A 20168-nucleotide genomic window follows, 5' to 3' on the forward strand; every position below is an offset into this window, starting at 1 on the left:
ATTTATACGCCGATGGGGCTCAGCCGCGCGAGCGGCACACCGCCCGGCGTGCCCCGCAGCAGCGTGAGGCAGCGATGCTTGATCGCCGTGAAGCGCGGTTCGGTGATCAGCCCGCGCTCTCGCGGGCGGCCGAACTCGAGGGGGATGTCGTCGAGGATGCGCCCCGGGCGCGGCGTCATCACGATGAGCCGGTCGGCCAGGAACAGCGCCTCGTCGATGTCGTGCGTCACGAACAGGATCGTGGTGCGGTGGCGCGTCCAGATGTCGAGGAGCAGTTCCTGCATTGTCAGCCGGGTCTGCGCATCGAGCGCCCCGAACGGCTCGTCCATCAGCAGGACGCGCGGCCGGTTGATCAGCGCGCGGGCGATCTCGACGCGCTGCTGCATCCCGCCCGATAGCTCCGCCGGGTAAGCCTCCAGGAAGTCGGACAGTCCCACCTGGGCCAGCAGCGACCGGGCGCGCTCCCGGCGCTCGGCACGGCTGACGCCCTTCATCTTCGGGCCGAAGGCGACGTTGTCGAGGACTCTGAGCCAGGGAAACAGCGTGTGCTGCTGGAAGACGATGCCGCGATCCGGGTGCGGGCCTGTCACCGCCCTCCCATCGAGGCTGACGCTACCGCGCGACAGCGCGAGATGGCCGGCGACCGCGCCGAGCAGGGTCGACTTCCCGCAGCCCGAGGGCCCGAGAATGCAGACGAACTGGCGAGCCGGAATGTCCAGGTCGATACCCTCGACGACATCGAAGGCCGAAGCGCCCTGCCCGAGGCGGATCGCGCCGCCGCGGATGGCCACGTGGCCGTCATCCGCCCTGTCGTCCACTTGGAGTTCGGCGAGTGCGGCGCTCATCGTTGGACTCCCGCGCCGGCCCACGGCGTCGCCCAGGCGCCGAGCCGGCGCACCACGAGGCTCGATCCCATTCCGAGCAAGCCGATCAGCAGCATGCCGACGACGATGTCGTCGTAGTTCTGCAGGGTGTAGGATTCCCAAGTGAAGTAGCCGATCCCGTACTGGCCGGAGATCATCTCAGCGGTGATCAGGCAGAACCACGCCGTGCCCATGCCGATCGCCGTGCCCGTGACGATGCTGGGCGCCGCACCCGGCAGGATCACCTCACGCAGGATCGCGGCGTCCCCCGCCCCGAGGCTGCGGGCGGCGGCGACCAGCCGCGGATGGACCGATTCCACCCCGTGCACGGTGTTGAGTAGGATCGGAAACAGCGCCCCCGTGAAGGTGATGAAGGCCATCGACACCTCGGAGGACGGGAACATCAGGATCGCCAGTGGAATCCAGGCGACGGCGGGGATCGGCCGCAAAACTTCGAGCGGCGGCAGCAGCAGGTCGTGGGCGCGCTTCGAGCGGCCGATGGCCAGTCCCAGGACGACGCCGACGCCGAGCGCGGCAAGGAAGCCCGACAGCACCCGGGCGAGGCTTGCCGCCAGATGCGTCGGCAGCGCGGGCGCGTGTAGCAAGGCCCAGGCGGCCTGCGCGGCCGCCGTCGGTGTCGGCACATTGCGGAAGGTGACGACGCCGAGATCGAGCCGGTAGGTGGCCGCGAGATGCCACGCGGCGAGGCTGAGTGCCAGGGCGAGGGCGCGGAGCGCGAGGCGCCCGAGTGGCAGCGCCCGCAGGCTCCGGGCCCGGACCGTGGACCGGCGCGCCGCGCGCAGGGCCGGCGCCGTCTCGATCGCGGAGGCGCTCATCGGGCGGACAGCTTCGGATGGCCGGCTCGCGCGCCGGCGAAGTCGAGCACCTCGCCGCCCTGGGCCGCGGCGTAGCCCTGCGCGTCGCCCTTGAGCAGGAAGGCGCTCAGGCCGCCCTGTCCGTCGCGCACGTACCAGGCCTGCGTCGCGAACAGCTTGATGCCGGTGCCCCGGTCCTGCGCGTAGACCGCGCGGGCCTCGCGGCCCTGGCGTTCGATCTCGGCGAGCGCCGCGAAGGCGGCCTCCGGCGCGGCGTAGTGGCGGACATGGGCCTCGCCGCGCACCCAGACCTGCGCCACGCGGGACGGATCGGTGATCGGCTGCCCCGTGGCGGCGTCGTCGGCCTTGAGCGCCAGCGGCGCCTCGTCGGTCAGCCGTGCCTCGTAGTTGAGCCCGGCCTGGGCGCTCGCCGCGCGGATGAAGCGGTCGTCGACGAAGCGGTCGAGATCGATGTCGGAATCGGCCTTCTTCAGGAGTTTCAGCGTCTCGAACGAGGTCTTCACCGCCTGCCGGTAGGCGGGCTTCCACGTCACGTCGCGGGTCTGGAGGCCAAGCGGCCCGTGGAACAGGTAGGCGACCTCCGCCTCGATCCCGGTCACCCGCTCGATCAGCTCGGCATACTTCTCGGGCTCGGCCGCGATCAGCCGGTCGGCCTCGATCGCCGCGCGCAGGTAGGCGGTGACGATCTCCGGGTACTTGTCGGCGTAGTCGCCGTCCGCGAGCGCGCCGTGGAAGGTCGGGGCGTTCGCCTGCGCCCCGTCGTAGATCTTGCGGGCGAAGCCGCGCCACGGAAACAGCTCGGCGAAGGGCACGAAGTCGGCATGCGCCTCGATCTTGTTGGCGAGCAACGCCGCGCCCGCGACTTCCGGCGCCTGGGTGATGATGGTGACGTCGCGGCCCGGCTCCCAGCCTTGCGCCCTCACCGCCCGCAGGAGCAGTCCGTGCGCCGTCGAGGCGAACGGCACCGAGATCGTCTTGCCCTTCAGGTCACTGAAGGATTGTACGGGCGACTTTCTCGGCACGACGATGCCGTTGCCGCTGCCGCGCAGGCTTCCCGAGAGCACCGAGATGAACAGCGAGCGGCGCCCGGCCTTGGCGAAGGCGTAGCCGTTGAGCGAGCCGGGGAAATCGGCCATCGCCCCGAGATCGAGCTTGCCCGCCACCATCTCGTTGGTGAGTGGCGCCCCGCTGCTGAAGTTGCGCCACTGGATGTCGTAGGTCGCGTCCTTGTACTTGCCGTCCCGCGGCAGGAACTTTTCCAAGAGCTTCAACTCGCGGATCAGCAGCCCGCCGGTGGCGCAGTTGATCGTGGTGTCCTGCGTGCCGACGGCGACCCGGATGGTCTCGGCCCGTACCGAGACGGGCGCCGCCGCGCCGAGCGCGGTCGCTGCCAGCAGGAGGGTGGCGAGGCGGCGGGTGAGCGGGAAGCGTTGAGGCACCGGGGGCTCCGTGGACGGTTTTCGTCGGCCGCTCGGAAAGACGGCGACGCCTCCGGTGTGCCCTCCGCACGGTCGCCGCAGCGAGCAATTAATTTCGTCGGTGGGATGGGAATTGTTCGGTCCTGCTGTTGTTGTTGCCAATTAAAAAATATCTTCCCGCAAAATTCTGCGCCGGAGAAGAATGCGTTCAATCGAGCCCCTAATTTGGAATTGCTCTCAAGTACGCCGCGCCGACAATCGAACCGGGAGACGGGCCGAAGACCGGACGTCGCCCCGAGGTCTCTCCCCATGTCATCGGCCCCCCTCGCGCTTCCCGAACCCCGCCGCCCGGCGCCGCTGATCGCGAGCGCGCTGTTCCTCAGCGAGACGGTCGAGGGGCTGGACGACGGCGCGAGCTTCCTCGACGGACTGACGCCGGCCGAGATCGCCCGCGTGCGCGCCGCCGGCCGCTCGGTGAGCCTTGCGCCCGGCGAGAGCGTGTTCACGCAAGGCGCGCCACACGAGGGCATCTTCCTGATCGAGGAGGGCCGCGTGCGGGTGTTCTATTCCGGCCCGTCCGGGCGGCAGGTGACGCTCGCTTACTGGACGCCCGGCCACTTCATCGGCGGGCCAAGCATCCATGGCGGCGGCTGCCATCAATGGTCGGGGGTGGCGATCGAGCCGGTACGGGTCACCGTGCTGTCGAGCGCGACGCTGCGGGGCCTGATCCGTCAGATGCCGGCCTTCGCCCTCTGCCTCATCGCCGCCTTGGAGGCCAAGGGCCGGTGCTACACCGCGATGGCGCAGATGCTCGGCACCCGTTCCGTCATCGAGCGGCTGGCGCAGTTGCTCCTCAACCTCGGCGACCTCTACGGCACCCCGGAGAACGGAACCGTCGTCATCCGCCGCCGCATCACCCACGACGAACTCGCGGCGCTGGTCGGCTCGACCCGGCAATGGGTGACGATGATGCTCAAACGCTTCCAGCGCGAGGGCATTGTGGCGATCGACGCCGCGCATATCCGGCTGGTGCGGCCGGGGCGGTTGCAGGAGATCGTGCTGACGGAGGGGTGAGGCCGGCCCCACCCTCGGATTTGCGGCCGTGCCCGCATCGGCTAAGCCGGTCCGTCACGGGGGATGGGTGATGGCGGCGATCCGGACTATTGCGGAGTTGGAGCGCATCTACGGCGCGCTCGGTGAGGTTGCCGTGCCATCGACCACGAAGGTCGTCGACCACGTCACGCCGCATTACCGCCGCCTGATCGAGGCCTCGCCGTTCTTGGCACTCGCCACTGCCGGTCCCGGCGGGCTCGATTGCTCGCCGCGCGGCGACGTGCCGGGCTTCGTGCGCGTGGCCGATCCCCGCACGCTCCTGCTGCCCGACCGGCGCGGCAACAACCGGATCGACAGCCTGCGCAACGTGATCGAGGACCCGCGCGTCGGCTTGATGTTCCTGATCCCCGGCCTCGGCCATGCGCTGCGCGTCAACGGGCTCGCCACCATCGACGGCGACCCGGACCTCTGCGCGTCCTTCGCCGTGGAGGGCAAGGCGCCGCGGACCGTGATGGTGATCGCGGTGCGCGAGGTCTATTTCCAGTGCGCCCGCGCCCTGATCCGCTCCGGCCTGTGGCGGGCCGGGAGCCAGGTCGATCCGAAGACCCTCCCGACCCCAGGGCAAATTCTCGCCGAATTGAGCGCCGGGAGCATCGGCGGCGAGGCCTACGACGCAGCCTGGGCCGAGCGGGCGCGCCGGACGATGTGGTGAAGGGTCCTATGCCGCCAACCGGTCGAGGGCCCAGCGCGCGGTCTTGCGCACGTCCGGGTCTGGGTCGTTCGCAATCCCCTCCAGCCCCGCCCGCGCCGCCGGGTCGGCGATCTCGCCGAGCGCGGCCGCCGCCTCCTTGCGCAAGCCCGCCATCGCGTCGGAGAGTGCGACGAGCACCATCGGCACCGCGCGGCGCGCCTTGAGCCGGCCGAGGCTGCGCAGCGTCTTCTGGCGGACCTGCCACGCGGCGTCCCCCAGAGCCGCGATCAGCACCTCGGCGGCCTCCGTATTTCCCGCCCGGCCGAGCGCCTCGGCGGCGGTCTCGCGCACGCTCCATTCGGGATCGCGCAACGCGCCGGCGATGGCCTCGACCGCGCTGGCGTAGCGCGAGAAGGCGAGGCCGCCGATGGCGGCACGCCGCACCTCGGAATCGGCGTCGCGGGTCGCCGCGACGAGCGAGGGCAGCGTCTCCTCCCGCTTCAGATAGGCGATGACGCCGACGCCCTGCGCCCGCACCGCCGGCTCCACGTCGCCGAGCGCGGCGACCGCCGGGCCCAGCGCCTCGGGCAGGCGCAGGCCTCGCAACGCCCGCAGGGCGGCGGCTCGCACGAAGGCGTCGGCATGGCCCACAAGCGGCAGCAGCGGCACGCCGGCCGACGAGTCCTTCAGCTCGGTCAGGCTCTCGGCGGCGGCGGCCGCGACCGACCGGTCGGGATCGGTCAGCGCACCAGCCAGCGCGGCGGCGGTGTCGGGCCCGTCGAAGCCGCCGAGCGAGAGGGCTACTTGGCGCCGCACGTCCGGGTCGGCGTCCGCTGCGGCGCGCGCCAGATGCGGCACCGCCTCCGGGTCGGCGGTCTCGGCGAGCGCCAGCACCGCGACGCGGCGCACCGCCGGGTCCGCGTCGGCGAGGCCCTCGGCGATCTCGGCGACGTCGCCGAAATCCTCGAACGGATCGGTGATGGGCATCGGGCTCACCGCAGCAGGTAGGGGATCTGGACGGTGACCGCGCCGGTCGGGCAGTCGGTCTCGCAGGGCATGCAGTACCAGCACTCGTCGTATTTCATGTGGGCCTTGCCGGTGAGGTCGCTGATCCGCAGCACGTCGAGCGGGCAGACATCGACGCAGACCGTGCAGCCCTTGTCGGCGATGCATTTGTCCGGGTCGACGGTAACCGGGACCGTGCTGGGCTGGTGGGCGAGGGGCATCGGTGTCTCCTGAAACGGGTGCCTTCCTTCCATCCCCACCCTCATCCTGAGGTGCCCGCCTCGGCGGGCCTCGAAGGAGGGCTCCAGAAGTCGCGCGATACGCTGGAGCCCTCCTTCGAGGCCTCCGCTTCGCTCCGGCACCTCTGGATGAGGGTGTTGGGGGGAATGAGGCGTGTCGCTCTTCAAGCCTGCTTGCGGACGCGCTGGCGGTCGTAGGCGCCGCGCTCGCCTGCCTCGATCGGCACGATGTACGGGGTGATCGGGCGCTTCTCGCTCACCATGCGCCCGTCCACCTTCCGCAGGAGAGTGTGGCAGAACCACTCCGCGTCGTTCTTGCTCGGATAGTCGGTGCGGTTGTGGTAGAGGCCCCAGCGACTCTCGGTGCGGAACAGCGAGGCGTGGGCGGCCATCTCGGCGCAATCGAGGATCGAAGCGGCCTCCAGCGCCCGCATCAACTCGTGGCTGTCGCGGGCCACCATGCGGGTCTCCAGATCCTCGCGGATTTCACCGAAGCGGCGCTGGCCGATCTCCATCTTGGCCGTCACCTTGGGCGGCTGGAGGTAATCGTTGACGAAGCGGCGGGTCTTGTACTCGATCTGGTTCGGCGGAATGCCGTCCTCGCGCTTCGTCGGGGCAAGCACCCGCTCGCGCTCGTAGGCGACCTGCTCGGCGTCGATCGCCGGGAGATCGATCTCGCCCGCGAAATCGATGGCGTGCTCGCCCGCCACTGCGCCGTTGGTGAAGGCGCCGAGCATGTAGTTGTGGGGAACGTTGGCCATGTCGCCGGCCGAATAGAGCCCCGGCACGGTGGTGCGGGCGAATTCATCGACGAACACGCCCGACGCGCTGTGGCCGGAGCAGAAGCCGACCTCCGAGATGTGCATCTCGACCATGCGCTCGCGGTAATCCGTGCCGCGGTTCTCGTGGAAGCGCCCGCGCGAGGGCCGCTCGACCTTGTGCAGGATCGTCTCGATCTCCGACACGGTGTCGGCGTGCAGGTGATCGAGCTTGAGGAAGACCGGGCCGTTGCCGCTCTGAAGCTCGTTGTAGAATTCCTGCATCATCTGGCCCGACCAGTAGTCGCACTCGATGAAGCGGTTGCCGGCGCTGTTGGCGGTATAGGCCCCGAACGGGCCGGCGACGTAGGCGCATGCGGGGCCGTTATAGTCCTTGATCAGCGGGTTGATCTGGAAGCATTCGAGGTTCGCGAGCCCCGCGCCCGAGTGGTAGGCCATCGAATAGCCGTCGCCGGAATTGGCGGCGTTCTCGTAGGTGCCCCAGAGATAGCCCGAATGCGGCAGGCCGAGCCGCCCGGCCGCCCCCAGGCACAGGATCACGGCCTTGGCGCGGATGGTCAGGAACTCGGCGGTGCGGGTGTTGACCGCGACCGCACCCGCCACCGCGCCGTCGGGCGCGTTGAGCAGGCGGGTCGCCATGAAGCGGTTCGAGATCAGCACCTGCGCCTTGCGCAATTGCCGGTAGAGCGCCTTCTTGACCGTGTCGCCGTTCGGCATCGGCAGGACGTAGGTGCCGAGATGATGCACCTTCTTGACGTCGTAATCGCCGTTGTGATCTCGCTGGAAGCGGATGCCGAACCGGTCAAGTTCCTGGATGATCTCGAAGCAGCGCTCGGCGTACCTGTAGACCGGCGCCTGATCGCAGATACCGTCGTTGGCGATGGTAATTTCCTTGGTGTACTGCTCCGGCGTGGCGTAGCCGGGGATGACGGCGTTGTTCAGCCCGTCCATGCCCATGCTGATCGCGCCCGAGCGCTTCACGTTGGCTTTCTCCAGCAGCACCACGCGGGCCGCCGGGTTGCGCAGCTTGGCCTTCAGCGCCGCCATCGGCCCGGCGGTGCCGCCGCCGATCACCAGCACGTCGCAGGCGACCTCGGAGGTCGCGTCGCGAATCTCGTCCATAGCCAAGGCCCTCAAGCCGCCGTGCCGTCGGAGAGCGCCCGCAGGTACGGCCAGGGGAAGATCCCGCGGTCGTGCCCGTCGGAGAAGGCGAGGTTGACCGCGTAAGTGCCGACCGGCTCGACCGCGGTGATGGCGAGGTCGTCGGGCAGCGCGGGCGGCAGCCCGTCGATCCCGGCCCGGACGGTCTCGGCGCTGCGGCTGTGCGCCCGCAGGGTGGCGGCCGCGAGGTGCGAGGCCGAGCCGTCCTCCCAGATCACGTCGAGGCGGCGGCGCCCCTCGGTGAGCCTGATCTCGCGCGGGATCGCCGCCATGTCCGTCCTCCTCGACCAAACGTCTCGACCAGCGCGGTTAGACCGCCGGGCGGAGGGCGATTGAAGCAAGGAATTGCCTTCCGGCACCGGAAGGGGGGGCCTGCGAGGCTTGTCGAGCCCATAAGGACGAAACGCATCATCGCTGCGTCGTTGCGCGGAAAAATCTCCCCGGAGCTGAGCAATATTTGGATTCTGCATTCATTGATCTTGCCGCCGTCGATCGGTCATCTTGACCACACGCGGCCCACGGTGCCGACCGCAGGCCTTCGAGGCCGGGGAGGTGCGGGCTGCGCCCAGTTTCCGGAACCGATGACGCGTCTCATACCCCATCTCGCCCTCGCTTCGGTCGCCTACCACTACGGCCCGGCACCGGTGTTCGAGCGCGTCGATCTCGCGGTCGACGCCGGCGAGCGCGTCGGCATCCTCGGCCGCTCGGGCGTCGGCAAGTCGACGCTGCTGCAGGTCCTCGCCGGGCTCGCCGCCCCGTACTCCGGCACGGTGCGGGTCGATGGCGCGGATGTGCGCGGCCCGGTGCCCGGCTGCACCGTGATGTTCCAGCGGCCAGCGCTGCTGCCCTGGGCCACCGTCCTCGACAACGTGCTGCTGCCGGCCCGCTTCGGCAGGCGGCTCGGGCGCACCGACGCCGTGGCGGAGGCCCGCCGCTTGCTCGACGATCTCGGCTTGAGCGAGCGGGCAGGGGCCAAGCCACACCAGCTCTCCGGCGGCCAGCAGCAGCGCGTGGCGCTCGCCCGCGCACTGGCGAGCCGGCCGCGCATCCTGCTCCTCGACGAACCGTTCTCGGCGCTCGATCCCGAGATGCGCGCGAGCCTGCGCGCCGACGTGCTGCGGCTGGCTGAAATCCGCGGGCTGACCCTGATCGTCGTCACCCACGATCTCGCCGACGTGGCGGCGCTCGCCCGCCGCGTCGTGGTGCTCGCCGGCCGCCCGGCCCGCATCGCCGACGATTTCTTGTTGGGTCACGACGCCGAGGCCGAACTTCGCCGCCGCCTCGGCCCGACCACGCCTCAGCGCGCCGCCGCCTGACCTCCCAAAAAGTAAAAAAAACGAGACCCGATGAGCGCCCCCGACGATCTCTCCGCCCTGTGGACGCACGAATGGACGCGGGCCGACTGGACCCGGCGCGACACCCTCGACGCGCTCGCCCGCGGCGGGCTGGCCGCCCTCCTCGGCGGCGGGACGCTCGGCCTGTCGGGCCGGGCAGCGCATGCGGCCGACGACGAGACCGTGCGCATCGGCTACCTGCCGATCACCGATGCCACGGCACTGCTGGTGGCCCACGCCAAGGGTTACTTCGAGGAGGCCGGCCTCAAGGTCGCCGAGCCGACGCCGGTGCGCTCGTGGTCGGCCCTGGTCGAGGGGTTCGCGGCGGGCAAGTTCAACCTCGCCCACCTCTTGAAGCCCATTCCGGTCTGGATGCGATACAACAACAAGTTCCCGGTCAAGGTGCTCGCTTGGGCCCACACCAACGGCTCCGGCATCGTCGTCGGGGGAAAGAGCGGGATCGAGGACTTCAAGGGCCTCGCGGGCAAGCGCGTCGCGGTGCCGTACTGGTACTCGATGCACAACGTCGTGCTGCAATACGCGCTGCGGGAATCCGGCGTGACGCCGGTGATCCGCGGCGAGGCGGCTGCAGGCGAGTGCGCCCTGCAGATCCTGCCGCCGCCGGAGATGCCGGCGGCGCTGGCGGCGGGCAAGATCGACGGCTACATCGTCGCCGAGCCGTTCAATGCGCTGGGCGAACTCAAGGCCGGGGCGCGGATGCTGCGCTTCACCGGCGATATCTGGAAGAACCACCCCTGCTGCGTCGTCGTCGCCCACGAGCGGCAGGTGACGGCCAACCCCGAATGGACTGGCAAGGCGGTCGAGGCCATCGTCCGCGCGCAGGCCTATTGCGTGAAGAACCGCGAGGAAGTCGCCCGCCTCATCTCCAAGGAGGGCCGCGGCTACCTGCCGATGCCGGCCGACGTGGTGATCAAGGCCACCACCGATTACGGGCCCGCCTACGAGCGGAGCGGCGCAATCCGCCATCCCGATTGGGCGGCACGCCGCATCGACTTCCAGCCCTGGCCCTACCGCTCCGCGACGAAGCTCATCGTCGAGGCAATGGGCCAAACCGTGGTCGAGGGCGACGCCACCTTCCTCAAAGGCCTCGATCCGGACTTCGTCGCGCGCGATCTCGTGGACGACCGCTTCGTCGCCGCCGCGCTCAAGCGCTATCCCGAATGGCCGGGGGCGAGCGATCCGGCCGCGCTCACCCGCCAGGAGACCTTGAGCCTGTGAGCGGGGGCGTTACCCTCGCCGCCGAGGCCGCGACCGTGCCGCCACGTCGTCCGGCCCGGATCGGCCCCGCGCTCGACCGGCTGGCGACGCTCCTCGGGCTCGCCGGGCTCGGCCTCGTGTGGTTCGTCGCCGGGCTCGTGCTGGAGAGCGTGCCGGGCTACGCGGCCTTTGCCGGCTTCGCGCCCGGCCCGGCACTGGCCTCCTTCGCCGAACTCCTCACGTCCGGCGAGGCGTGGCGCGCCGCCGCCCCGAGCCTCTTACGGATCGGCCAGGGGCTCGGCGTCGCCTTCGGGCTCGGCGCGCCGCTCGGGCTGCTGATGGGCTCGTCACCACTCGCCGAGCGCATCCTCCAGCCGCCGTTTCAGCTCCTGCGGATGATCTCGCCGCTCGCCTGGATGCCGGTGGCGGTGCTGGCCTTCCCGAGCTGGGACGGGGCGATCGTCTTCCTGATCGCGGCGGCCGCGATCTGGCCGATCCTGTTCGCCACGACCGCCGGGGTGAAGCGGGTCGATCCGGTCTGGCTCGCCATGGCGCGCAACCTCGGCGCCGGCCGCCTCGCCACGTTGCGCACCGTCGTGGTGCCCGCCGTGCTGCAGGATATCCTAACCGGACTGCGCCTCGCGCTCGGCGTCGCCTGGATCGTCTTGGTGCCGGCCGAATATCTCGGGGTCACGAGCGGGCTCGGCTACGCCATCAACGACGCCCGCGACACCCTCTCCTACGACCGGCTCGCCGCCCTCGTCCTGCTGATCGGACTGATCGGCTTCGCCCTCGACAGCGGGCTCGGACGGCTCGCCGCCCGCGCCCGCTGGACTCCCGCCACCTGAAGGATTTTTTCGAGATGACCGTGAATGCCGTGAGAGAGATCGTTCAGACCTTCGAGACAATCGACCGCGACAGGCTTCAGGCGCTGTCCGAGCGGGGCCGCGCCGACCCGTCCGTGGTGAAGACCGTGCGGGCCAAAACCATCGCGGAGGGGCGCCGCTTCCGCCATCTCAACTACGTCCGCAACCTCGACGCTCACGTCGTCGACGAGCCGCCGGCGCTTCTGGGCGACGACACCGCCCCGAATCCGACCGAGGCGCTGCTCGCCGCGCTCGGCACCTGCGTCGCGGTCGGCCTCCAGGCCAATGCGGTGGCCCGCGGCTGGACCGTGCGCGGCATCACGATCGAGTCGGAAGGCGACATCAACATCACCTCGGTCTGGGGCACGGGCGACCTCTCGGAGAAGCCGGTCGGGCTCACCACTGTCCGGCTCAAGGCTCATCTCGACATCGACGGCGCGAGCCCGGAGGAACTCGACGCCCTGGTGGCGCATGCCGCGCAATGGTCGCCGGTGCTCAACACGGTGCAGAACCCGGTCTCCGTCACCCTGGCCCGGGCCTGACCCCGCCATGGTGGCAAGTGCCCGTATCGCGCCCTCGCCCCGCACGGTCGCGGAGATCGTGCGCGAGGACCTGCGCCCCCGCCTCGCGGCGATCGATGCCGGGCGATACCCGGACGACGTGCTGCGGTCGCTCGGGGCAGCGGGCGCCTACGCCCACCATATCGAGGGCTCGCCCGCGGGCCTGCGCGCGGCGATCGATGCGATGGCGCAGGCCGGTGAAGCCTGCCTCTCCACCGCCTTCTGCATGTGGTGCCAGGATGCGCTGGTCTGGTATCTCGCCCGCTCCGAGGAGGCCGGCGCGCGCCGCCACCTCGCCGCCTTCGCTGAGGGCGCGGGCCTCGGCGGCACCGGGCTGTCGAACCCAATGAAGGCGTTTTCCGGCATCGAGCCGCTGGCGCTGCGCGGTGAGCGCGAGGGCGCCGGCTACCGGGTGCGCGGGCGCCTGCCCTGGGTCTCGAACCTCGCCCCCGGCCACCTTTTCGCCGGCATCTTTTCGTTGCCCGACGGCCAGAGGGTAATGGGCCTGTTCGAGGCGGGCAGCGAGGCGGTCGCGATCACCGCCAACGCCCGCTTCGTGGCGTTGGAGGGCACCGGCACCGTCACGGTGATGGTGCGCGACGCATACCTGCCCGACGCCGACGTGATCGCCCACGACGCGGGCGCCTTCGTGCCGCGCATCCGCAACGGCTTCGTCCTGCTCCAGACCGGCATGGGGCTCGGCCTCGCCCGCGGCGTCGCCCGCCTGATGCGCGAGGACGCCCGCGGCCGCCACGACGGCCGATCCCTGCCGCTCGGGCCCGAGGCCATCGAAGCGCGGGCCGAGGCACTCCGCGAAAGAATCGCCGCGGCGGCCGAGCGTCATGCCGAGACCGACCGCGCGACCTTCCTCGACACCCTGCGACTTCGCCTCGACGTGTCGTTCCTGACGCTGGAGGCGGCGCAGACCGCCATGCTCCAGTTCGGCGCCCGCGGCTATCTCGAAGGTTCGGAGCCGTTCCGCCGCCTGCGCGAAGCTCAGTTCGTCGCGCTGATAACGCCTTCGGTGAAGCACATCACGACGGAACTCGCGAGGGTGGCCTGACTCGCCGGGACCGTGTCTGACCCGTACCCGGTAGCGGTGCCATCGCGGAACCCGTGTCGCATGTTCCGACGCGATCTCGGCCCCTGGACCACTCCCTCACGTCAACGCGCGGTCACGAGCGAATACTCCGCCCCCTCGCCCAAAGCGGCGCTGATACGCCGATGCTGGTGCGTTTCCCTCCACGTCGACTTGCGTATCCATCTGCCGGCTAAGCCGCCAGCCTTTGTCGATTGCGGGGTGAGGTGTTCAAGGCGGAACAGCTGGCAGAGCGGTTCTTCAGCAGCCTGGAATGACTTATCGGACCACCGACCTGGCCGGCGAAGATTAAGAAACACAAGCAGCTTATTTGTGCGAACCTGCTGATATTATGAGTGTCGTCAATAGATCTGCTTCTTGCTCTATCAAAGACATCTTAATCGGCTAAGCTGATAGTCCGCTTGGGGCGAAAGCGGCGGTTCGGCGCATGTCAGTCCAAGGTCGGCTAATGGCGCGTAGCCGACCAGTCGGCATGCGAACTCCTGACCCTTTGCAGACTTAGCGGCTGGACGGATGCGGCGTCTGCTTCGCGGAAAGAAGCGGACCTCCCCGCGTCGGTCACGATATCAGCGTGTCGTGGCCCACTTTCGTGAAATACGATTCCGGGAGGAATTCGCTGCAATCCAAGGGATACACGCCGCCCAAATCCCTCCCCACTTGACGGCTCGGAGGCGCTGTACGGAAGCCGCGATGACGCCAAACCGTGGCATGCTCCGCAGCGCTCTCGGAGCCGCAGCCAGTCCCAGGTCGGGCCATTCCCTCCGGCGGCCGCGATATGACCCGGCACGATCGAACATCCGTTGCGCCTGCCATTCTCAGATTTAGCCCCGGCGGCGTGGTTCGACGGCTACGTTTCGATAAATTCGACCTGATCGGGGGGAAGCGCCCGCCACCAGGCGTCCGGCGCATGGAACGCATCGTAAGTGAACCTCAGCACGTTCTCGGGCTGGACATGCAACGGGTCTGTAGCTCCTCGCGCCGCGTTGCGAGCAACAAGCACCTCCCATGGCACATCGAACACCTTCCACTCGACGGTAAGGCCGTGTCGTTCGACAACATCAAGCTCGTCCTCGAACAGGTCGCGCGTCAGATGGGTGTCGGCCATCACAACGCTGAAGCCCTGGGCGAGGGCGGTGTCGAGGGCGGCGACCTTCACGGCATGGAGGAGTCGATGGGCTTGGCCGTCCAGGCCACCGCCGCGCACAGCCCAGTAGACTTGCCGGTCCGGTGGCCAGAGCGACTGACGGAGGTCGTCCAGGGTCAGATGCACCCAGCCGTCCAGCGGGCCGAACTGACGCGCGTAGGTTGTCTTGCCCGCTCCGGGACAGCCGATCAGCCCGACCACCCGCTGACGAACAGGCTCAGGCATGGTCGGCGGCGGCCTCGTCCTCGTCGGCCACGGGATCGGCCTCGATGGCCTCGCCCCGGAGAATGCGGGCCTGGACCTCGGCGACGCGCCGGGCGCCCTGCGCGTGACGGCTCGACACCGGGCCGTCCGGGCGATGCTCGCCGCCCCGCTTGATCGCGAGCAGGTCCGGATCGCCCCAGCGATCGAGCAGGACCTGGAAGGCTTCGTACCGGGCGGCGTCGAAGGCGATCCGTTGGCCCATCATGTCCTTGTAGGGATGGGCCGGATGGAGGGCGGCGAAGGGCACCCAGCCCGCCGGGATCGGTGTCGCCGCCGCATGCGTGCGCCCGCTGCGCAGGAGCTTGGGCAGGACGTGGGTGTGCGGACCCTCCGGACTCGTGCCGCCGGGGCCCGGAATCGGGGCGTAGACCTCGATGCGCCCGACCCGGGCGAGGAACACGCGATGCGGGCGCATCGCGACGAGGTGCCGACCGATCGGGTTGGCGTGGTCGAACAGGGGCTGCCCGACGCCAGAGCGAAGGCAGGCGATGGCCTCCGGGTCGCTCGTGCGCACGCAGGCATCGACCGCGAGCAAGTCGAGCCCGAGGTCGAACAGGACGGCGTCCCGGTCCCGCTCGCGTGCGGCCTCCCGGTCCGGACCGAGTTCGGTGACCACGCCGCGCCGGCTCATGGCGCAGGCCGCCTCCGGCAGGCAGAGGGCGACCGCATGGTTCCAGCCGGAGGCGACCGCGGTCTCGTAGGCCACGGGGCGTAAGGCAGGGCAGGCGCTCAGGGCGATGGCGCCGCGCCCGGTCGCCATGCCGAGGCGGTCGTCCGGCAGGCCCGCGACCGCCTCGTCCGGGTCGCGCATGAACTCGGCGATGGCACCGAAGCTGCCGAGGCTCCAGGCGGTGCCCACGTCCTCCAAGGCGTCGCGCAGCAAGGCCGAGACTGCCTCAACTTGGGATGATGACGCCATCGTTCGTCTCCGTCAGCGCCCCGGACCGCGCCCAGGGCAGGATGTATCGGGTTCCGTCCGCGGCCTGCCCCCGCTCCACCGTCACGCCGAACACGCGGGCGAGCAGGGAGTCGGTCAGCGCCTCCTCCGGCTGGCCGTCCGTGACGAGCCGGCCGCCGGACAGCACGACGATCCGGTCGCAGAACCGCGCGGCCAGCGCTAGGTCGTGCAGGACGGCGACCACGCCGGTGCCGTCACGCGAGGCGGCGTGCAGCAGCGCCATGGCGTCGAGGCCGTGGGCGGGGTCGAGGGCGGTGACCGGCTCGTCGGCCAGCAGCCAATCGGCCTCGACCGCGAGCGCTCGGGCGAGCAGCGCGCGCATGCGCTCGCCCGAGGACAGGGTCGGCTCGGTCCGGCCGGCGAGGTGCCCGACATCGGTGCGCGCCATCGCCCGCGCGACCGCGTCCTGATCGGCGTCCGAGAGCCCCGCGAAGGCGCGACGGTGCGGCAGGCGACCGAGCGCCACGATCTCGCGCACCGTCATCGGCCACTCGACCCCGGCGCCCTGGAACAGGGCCGCGATGCGTCGCGCCCGCTCGTCACGGCTCAGGCTGGACAGCGCATGGCCTTTGAGGGTGACGCGGCCTCGTGCAGGCGCGATCAACGCCGCTAGGACGCGCAGCAGCGTGGTCTTGCCGGCTCCGTTCGGCCCGACGAGTCCAACGAACCGTCCGCGCTCCAGGACGAGGTCGATGTCCGACAGGATCGTTCGGCCACCCAGCGTTACCCGGACTTCGTGGAGGGCGAGGCTCATGCCCGTCCCCCGCGGTTGCGTAGCAGGAGGACGATCAGGAACGGGGCCCCGACGAGCGCGGTGACCACGCCGAGCTTCAGCTCGGGGCGGGTGGCGAGGAGGCGGACGCCGATGTCTGCGGCGAGCACGAGGACCGCGCCGGCGAGCCCGCTCGGCAGAAGGACGGCGCCGGGACGGGCTCCGACGAGCGGGCGCATCAGGTGCGGCACCACGAGGCCGACGAAGCCGATGGCGCCGGAGACCGCCACCCCGCTTCCCACCGCGAGCGCAGCGCCGGTGACGAGCCGTAGCCGCAAGGAGACGAGATTGACCCCGAGGCTCGCGGCGGTGTCCTCGCCGAGCGTCAGGGCGTCGAGCGCGGAACCGGTCGAGAGCATCAGGCCCCAGCCCAACACCATCAGCGGCAGGCAGAGGAGGACGTGGTCCATGCTGCGGTCGCTGAGCGATCCCATCAGCCAGAATACGATCTCCAGGGCAGCGTACGGGTTGGGCGAGAGGTTGAGTGCCAGGGCGGTCAGCGCGCCCGCAAGGCTCGACAGGGCGACGCCGGCCAGGATCAATCCGAGCGTGGAGCTGCCGCGGGCGGCGAGCGCGTTGAGGAGCAGCGCCGCCACGCCTGCGCCGGCGATGCCGCCGAGCGGCAGGGCGAGGCTCAGCGAGGCGGCGAGCCCGCCGTAGAAGACCAGCACCGCGCCCAGGGCCGCAGCCGAGGAGATGCCGAGGATGCCGGGATCGGCCAGCGGGTTGCGCAGGTAGCCCTGCATCGCCGCCCCGGTCAGGCCGAGGCTGAACCCGACGAGGCCACCGAGGAGCGCACGCGGGATGCGCAACTCCCACAGCACCATCGCCGGTAGCGTGGCCTGACCCGCGACGATGTCCGCGAAGGCGGCCGGCACATCGAAGCGCGCGTAGCCGATGGCGACCGACGCGAGCGTCAGGGCGATGACCGCGACGGCGAGGAAGGCGACGGCAACACGGTGGAGGCGCGGCGTGTCCACGCGCCGCAAGACGGGATCGGCGATGGCTCGAACCGGTGCGTTCATGGCCGAGGCGCCCGCGCGTTCGCGGCGGCCGCCAGCCGAGCCACGACCTCGGCGACCTGGGGGCCCGGGCAGGTCCAGAAGCGGTTCGGGATGGCGACCGTCCGGCCCTTGGCCGCGAGCGCCCGGAAGACGGGATGGTGCAGGAGCGTGTCGGCAAGCGAGGGCATGCCCGGCGCGCCTTCGTCCACCACGATGAGGTCCGCGTTCGCGAGCGCGGCGGCTTCGAGCGGAACCTGCCCGAACCGGTCGCGTCCGATCTCGGCTGCGACGTTGACGAGGCCGGCGGCCCTGATGAGCGCATCGCCGAGGCCGCCGGGTGCGACCGTAAAGGCGTTCGGGCGCATGACGAGGGCCCGCAACGGCCGGGTCGACGGGGTGAACGATGCGAGCCTGGCATCGAGATCCGCGACCAAGGCTTCCCCCCGCTCAGGGTGCCCGAGTGCTTGCGCGACCTGCCGGATCTGGGCACGCACGCCGTCGAGGTCGGCCGGCACGCCGAGTTCGAGCACGGGCGAGCCAACGTGCTTGAGCATGCCGACGGTCGTGCGCGTCGTGAAGGCGCCCGCAATGACCAGGTCAGGGCGAAGCGCGACGACCTCCTCGGTCAGGCCGCGGGTGACCGGAACTCCAGCGGCCTTGGACGCGACCGTCGATCCGCGAGGGTCACTTGCGAGATAGGTGACGGCCATCACCTGAGCGCGGTCGGCGAGCCGCAGGACGAGCTCGTCCGCGCACAGGTTCATCGAGACCACGCGCACGGGCGCCTCGTTCGTGCCCGCAGCGCCGGCTGCGGGCACGAAGGACAGGATGGCCCAGAATGCGAGGATGGCCCGTGGTGGCATCGTCACCTCAGAACGTGGTCATGCGCACGCCGCCGTAGACGGCGAGCCCTGGTCCAAGGAACCCCGTGGGGTTCTCGTAGCGGCGGTCGAACAGGTTATCGATGCGACCGAAAACGCTGACGGTCTCGCTGACGTCGTAGTTGACCGCGAGGTTGACGAGGGTGAAGCCAGGGTTCTTCAAGCGCGGGACGGAGAAGTCCCGGTTGCCGTCGACGAAGGAGCCGAGCACGACCACCGTGCCGCTGAAGGTCAGGCCCGGCAGCGGGTTCCAGAACGCCGTGGCGCTGCCCTTGTGTCGCGGCCGGCGCAGAAGCTCCTGGTTGGTGATCTCGTTCTTGGTGACGGTGTTGGTGTAGTCGACGCGGCCCGACAGCGTCTCCGAGAGTCGCACTGAGACGAACGCCTCCGCGCCGTAGGATACGGCCTTGCCGACGTTCTCGTTCGAGGTGAAGCTGGCGTTGGTGTTGATGAGGTTGGTGAAGTCGTTGCGGTAATAGGTGGCTCCGACCAGGACCCGGTCGCCGAGCGGCTGCTCGAACCCTACATCGTAGCCGAGGCTCTCCTCAGGCTTGAGGTTCGGGTTGGCGAAGAAGTTGAACGTCGGGAAGCTCTGGTAGAGTTGGCTCAGCGTCGGCGCCTTGAAGCCGGTCCCGACGCTGCCCTTCAGGCGCGTGTCGGTGAAGGGCAGTATGTAGCTCGGCGCGACCCGGAAGGTGGTGGCCGGGCCGAACTGGTCGTTCTCGTCATGGCGTAAATTGGCGACGAGGAAGGCGCGGTCGAACGGTGTAAGCTGCACCTCGCCGTAACCCGCGGTGTTGCCGTTCCTCGCGCGCAGGGAGTCGGGAACGGAGCCTGGTGAGGTCGTGAAGAGGCTCTCCTCGTCCCGCTGGGCGCCGAACAACACGATGTTGCCGGGGGAGAGCTGGTAGTCGCCGCGATACTCGAAGCGTGTCCGTTCGCCCAGGCCCGTGGTGGCGTCGGGCGTCGCCAGCGGGTCGAGCGGTCCCTGCTGCCGGTTGAACAGGTTCGAGTAGTTGATCGCCAGGATGTTGTGGAAGCCGGCGAACGGTGTCCACTCGGCCTCGTTGCGGGTGAAGACCTGCTGGACCGCCGCCTCGCTGCGGAAGGCCGCCGGTGCCGCCGGGAAGGTGCTGAAGTCGTCGCCCGTCAGCAGCAGCCGCGAGTTGATGAAGCGGGTGACCGAGTTGATGCGGAACGTGTCGGTGAACTGGTAGCCGAATTTCGCCGAGACGGTCTCGTTGTCGTAGAAGTTAGGATGGATCGGGCGTCCGAACGGCACGAGGTCGGGCGGTGTGACCGGTGTTGCGGCCGCCCGGAAATGGGAGACCGAGACCGAATAGTCGAAGCCGTTCTCGGAACCGCTGATCCGGCCCGACTGGTTGAAGGTCCCGAACGAGCCGCCCTCCAGGCGCAGCGACGCCCGCACCGGCCCTTCGCCGCGCTTGGTCGTGAAGGCGATCACTCCGCCGATGGCGTCCGAGCCGTAGAGACCGCTCTGGGGGCCACGCAGCACCTCGATGCGGGCAAGGTCGTCCGTCAGGAGTTGGCCGAAGTCGAAGGACCCGTTGCCGTTCGACGGGTCGGTGGCGTCGATGCCGTCGATCAGCACCTTCGTGTGGTTGGAGTTGGCGCCGCGGATGAAAACGGAGGTCTGGCCGCCGGGGCCACCCGTCTGTACGACGTTGAGGCCCGGCACCTGCTGGAGCGCATCCGGGACGGTGCGGCGCTGCTGCTGTTCGAGCGTGCGCTCGGTCAGGACGGTCACGCTTGATCCGACCTGTGTGGTCGGCGTCGGCACGCCGGTCGCCGCGACCGAGATCTCGTCGAGGGTGGTCTCGACGCCGGCTGGGGCGGCGGCGAAGGGCGCCGCGGTCTGTTGGGCGTTGGCGAAGGTTGCTGTGAGCAAGGCCGATCCGGCGCAGGATAGCGCCAGCACGCTCCGGAGAGCGGAACCAGGGGAATGGGGCACGGGAGACAAGCCTCGGGCGACGGCAGTGGCACGTCACCGCGAACGAGGCCT

20 protein-coding genes are annotated in these 20168 nt (G+C 70.0%); 7 read left to right on the plus strand and 13 right to left on the minus strand.

Features of this window, described 5'->3' with window-relative positions:
• Nucleotides 1-2: 2 nt before the first annotated feature.
• The 3 genes from ASG52_RS05270 to ASG52_RS05280 are packed head-to-tail and all read right to left on the minus strand — an operon-like array spanning nucleotide 3 to nucleotide 3138.
• On the minus strand, nucleotides 3-845 hold the full coding sequence (locus ASG52_RS05270; RefSeq protein WP_056240068.1) for an ABC transporter ATP-binding protein: 843 nt from the start codon (nucleotides 843-845) through the stop codon (nucleotides 3-5).
• Nucleotides 842-1699, minus strand: coding sequence for an ABC transporter permease (locus ASG52_RS05275; protein WP_056240071.1), 858 nt, complete (start codon nucleotides 1697-1699; stop codon nucleotides 842-844). Before ASG52_RS05275 ends, ASG52_RS05270 begins: the two co-directional genes overlap by 4 nt.
• Nucleotides 1696-3138, minus strand: a complete 1443-nt coding sequence (locus ASG52_RS05280) for an ABC transporter substrate-binding protein (protein WP_056240075.1) — start codon at nucleotides 3136-3138, stop codon at nucleotides 1696-1698. The genes ASG52_RS05275 and ASG52_RS05280 overlap by 4 nt, the downstream gene beginning before the upstream one ends.
• Before the next feature lie 288 nt (nucleotides 3139-3426).
• Between ASG52_RS05280 and ASG52_RS05285 the strand changes: the two genes are divergently transcribed.
• Both ASG52_RS05285 and ASG52_RS05290 read left to right on the plus strand, forming a co-directional pair.
• Nucleotides 3427-4191, plus strand: a complete 765-nt coding sequence (locus ASG52_RS05285; protein ID WP_056240077.1) for a Crp/Fnr family transcriptional regulator — start codon at nucleotides 3427-3429, stop codon at nucleotides 4189-4191.
• Between the two features lie 70 nt (nucleotides 4192-4261).
• Nucleotides 4262-4882 carry a pyridoxamine 5'-phosphate oxidase family protein gene (locus ASG52_RS05290; protein WP_056240080.1) on the plus strand — a complete coding sequence of 207 codons (621 nt, stop codon included), beginning with the start codon at nucleotides 4262-4264 and terminating at the stop codon, nucleotides 4880-4882.
• Between the two features lie 6 nt (nucleotides 4883-4888).
• On the opposite strand, the gene ASG52_RS05295 is transcribed toward ASG52_RS05290, so the two are convergent.
• The 4 genes from ASG52_RS05295 to ASG52_RS05310 all read right to left on the minus strand — a co-directional run bounded on the left by ASG52_RS05295 (nucleotide 4889) and on the right by ASG52_RS05310 (nucleotide 8317).
• Nucleotides 4889-5848, minus strand: coding sequence for a HEAT repeat domain-containing protein (locus ASG52_RS05295; RefSeq protein WP_056240082.1), 960 nt, complete (start codon nucleotides 5846-5848; stop codon nucleotides 4889-4891).
• 5 nt (nucleotides 5849-5853) lie between these two features.
• A complete protein-coding gene (locus tag ASG52_RS05300) occupies nucleotides 5854-6087 on the minus strand; it encodes a 4Fe-4S dicluster domain-containing protein (RefSeq protein WP_056240084.1) in 234 nt (77 codons plus the stop codon).
• A 182-nt stretch (nucleotides 6088-6269) separates the two neighbouring features.
• Nucleotides 6270-8006 (minus strand): fumarate reductase/succinate dehydrogenase flavoprotein subunit, encoded by a 1737-nt coding sequence (locus tag ASG52_RS05305; RefSeq protein WP_056240087.1) that lies wholly within the window; start codon nucleotides 8004-8006, stop codon nucleotides 6270-6272.
• A gap of 11 nt (nucleotides 8007-8017) precedes the next feature.
• Nucleotides 8018-8317, minus strand: a complete 300-nt coding sequence (locus ASG52_RS05310) for a gamma-butyrobetaine hydroxylase-like domain-containing protein (RefSeq protein WP_056240090.1) — start codon at nucleotides 8315-8317, stop codon at nucleotides 8018-8020.
• Nucleotides 8318-8626: 309 nt separating this feature from the next.
• Between ASG52_RS05310 and ASG52_RS05315 the strand changes: the two genes are divergently transcribed.
• From ASG52_RS05315 to ASG52_RS05335, 5 genes are read left to right on the plus strand one after another with little or no spacing between them, the layout of a single operon-like run.
• Nucleotides 8627-9361 (plus strand): ABC transporter ATP-binding protein, encoded by a 735-nt coding sequence (locus ASG52_RS05315; protein WP_056240092.1) that lies wholly within the window; start codon nucleotides 8627-8629, stop codon nucleotides 9359-9361.
• 30 nt (nucleotides 9362-9391) lie between these two features.
• Nucleotides 9392-10618 carry an ABC transporter substrate-binding protein gene (locus tag ASG52_RS05320; protein ID WP_056240096.1) on the plus strand — a complete coding sequence of 409 codons (1227 nt, stop codon included), beginning with the start codon at nucleotides 9392-9394 and terminating at the stop codon, nucleotides 10616-10618.
• Nucleotides 10615-11445 (plus strand): ABC transporter permease, encoded by an 831-nt coding sequence (locus tag ASG52_RS05325; protein ID WP_056240098.1) that lies wholly within the window; start codon nucleotides 10615-10617, stop codon nucleotides 11443-11445. The genes ASG52_RS05320 and ASG52_RS05325 overlap by 4 nt, the downstream gene beginning before the upstream one ends.
• A gap of 14 nt (nucleotides 11446-11459) precedes the next feature.
• Nucleotides 11460-12005 carry an OsmC family protein gene (locus ASG52_RS05330; protein ID WP_056240101.1) on the plus strand — a complete coding sequence of 182 codons (546 nt, stop codon included), beginning with the start codon at nucleotides 11460-11462 and terminating at the stop codon, nucleotides 12003-12005.
• Between the two features lie 7 nt (nucleotides 12006-12012).
• Nucleotides 12013-13086 carry an acyl-CoA dehydrogenase family protein gene (locus ASG52_RS05335; RefSeq protein WP_056240103.1) on the plus strand — a complete coding sequence of 358 codons (1074 nt, stop codon included), beginning with the start codon at nucleotides 12013-12015 and terminating at the stop codon, nucleotides 13084-13086.
• An 883-nt stretch (nucleotides 13087-13969) separates the two neighbouring features.
• Here ASG52_RS05335 and ASG52_RS05340 read toward each other — a convergent pair.
• The 6 genes from ASG52_RS05340 to ASG52_RS05365 are packed head-to-tail and all read right to left on the minus strand — an operon-like array spanning nucleotide 13970 to nucleotide 20054.
• Nucleotides 13970-14491, minus strand: coding sequence for an AAA family ATPase (locus ASG52_RS05340; RefSeq protein ID WP_056240106.1), 522 nt, complete (start codon nucleotides 14489-14491; stop codon nucleotides 13970-13972).
• Nucleotides 14484-15449, minus strand: a complete 966-nt coding sequence (locus ASG52_RS05345; RefSeq protein WP_056240107.1) for a DUF6925 family protein — start codon at nucleotides 15447-15449, stop codon at nucleotides 14484-14486. The genes ASG52_RS05340 and ASG52_RS05345 overlap by 8 nt, the downstream gene beginning before the upstream one ends.
• Nucleotides 15427-16242: an ABC transporter ATP-binding protein gene (locus ASG52_RS05350; protein ID WP_056240112.1), complete on the minus strand. Its 816-nt coding sequence runs from the start codon at nucleotides 16240-16242 to the stop codon at nucleotides 15427-15429. The genes ASG52_RS05345 and ASG52_RS05350 overlap by 23 nt, the downstream gene beginning before the upstream one ends.
• The gene (locus ASG52_RS05355; RefSeq protein ID WP_056240114.1) at nucleotides 16239-17285 is read right to left on the minus strand and encodes a FecCD family ABC transporter permease; all 1047 of its coding nucleotides are present in this window, start codon (nucleotides 17283-17285) and stop codon (nucleotides 16239-16241) included. The genes ASG52_RS05350 and ASG52_RS05355 overlap by 4 nt, the downstream gene beginning before the upstream one ends.
• The gene (locus ASG52_RS05360) at nucleotides 17282-18127 is read right to left on the minus strand and encodes an ABC transporter substrate-binding protein (protein ID WP_056240117.1); all 846 of its coding nucleotides are present in this window, start codon (nucleotides 18125-18127) and stop codon (nucleotides 17282-17284) included. The genes ASG52_RS05355 and ASG52_RS05360 overlap by 4 nt, the downstream gene beginning before the upstream one ends.
• Nucleotides 18128-18134: 7 nt before the next feature.
• Nucleotides 18135-20054, minus strand: coding sequence for a TonB-dependent receptor plug domain-containing protein (locus ASG52_RS05365; RefSeq protein ID WP_502691030.1), 1920 nt, complete (start codon nucleotides 20052-20054; stop codon nucleotides 18135-18137).
• Between the last annotated feature and the right edge of the window lie 114 nt (nucleotides 20055-20168).

The sequence above is a fragment of the Methylobacterium sp. Leaf456 genome (assembly GCF_001425465.1).
In the GTDB taxonomy this organism is placed as follows: domain Bacteria; phylum Pseudomonadota; class Alphaproteobacteria; order Rhizobiales; family Beijerinckiaceae; genus Methylobacterium.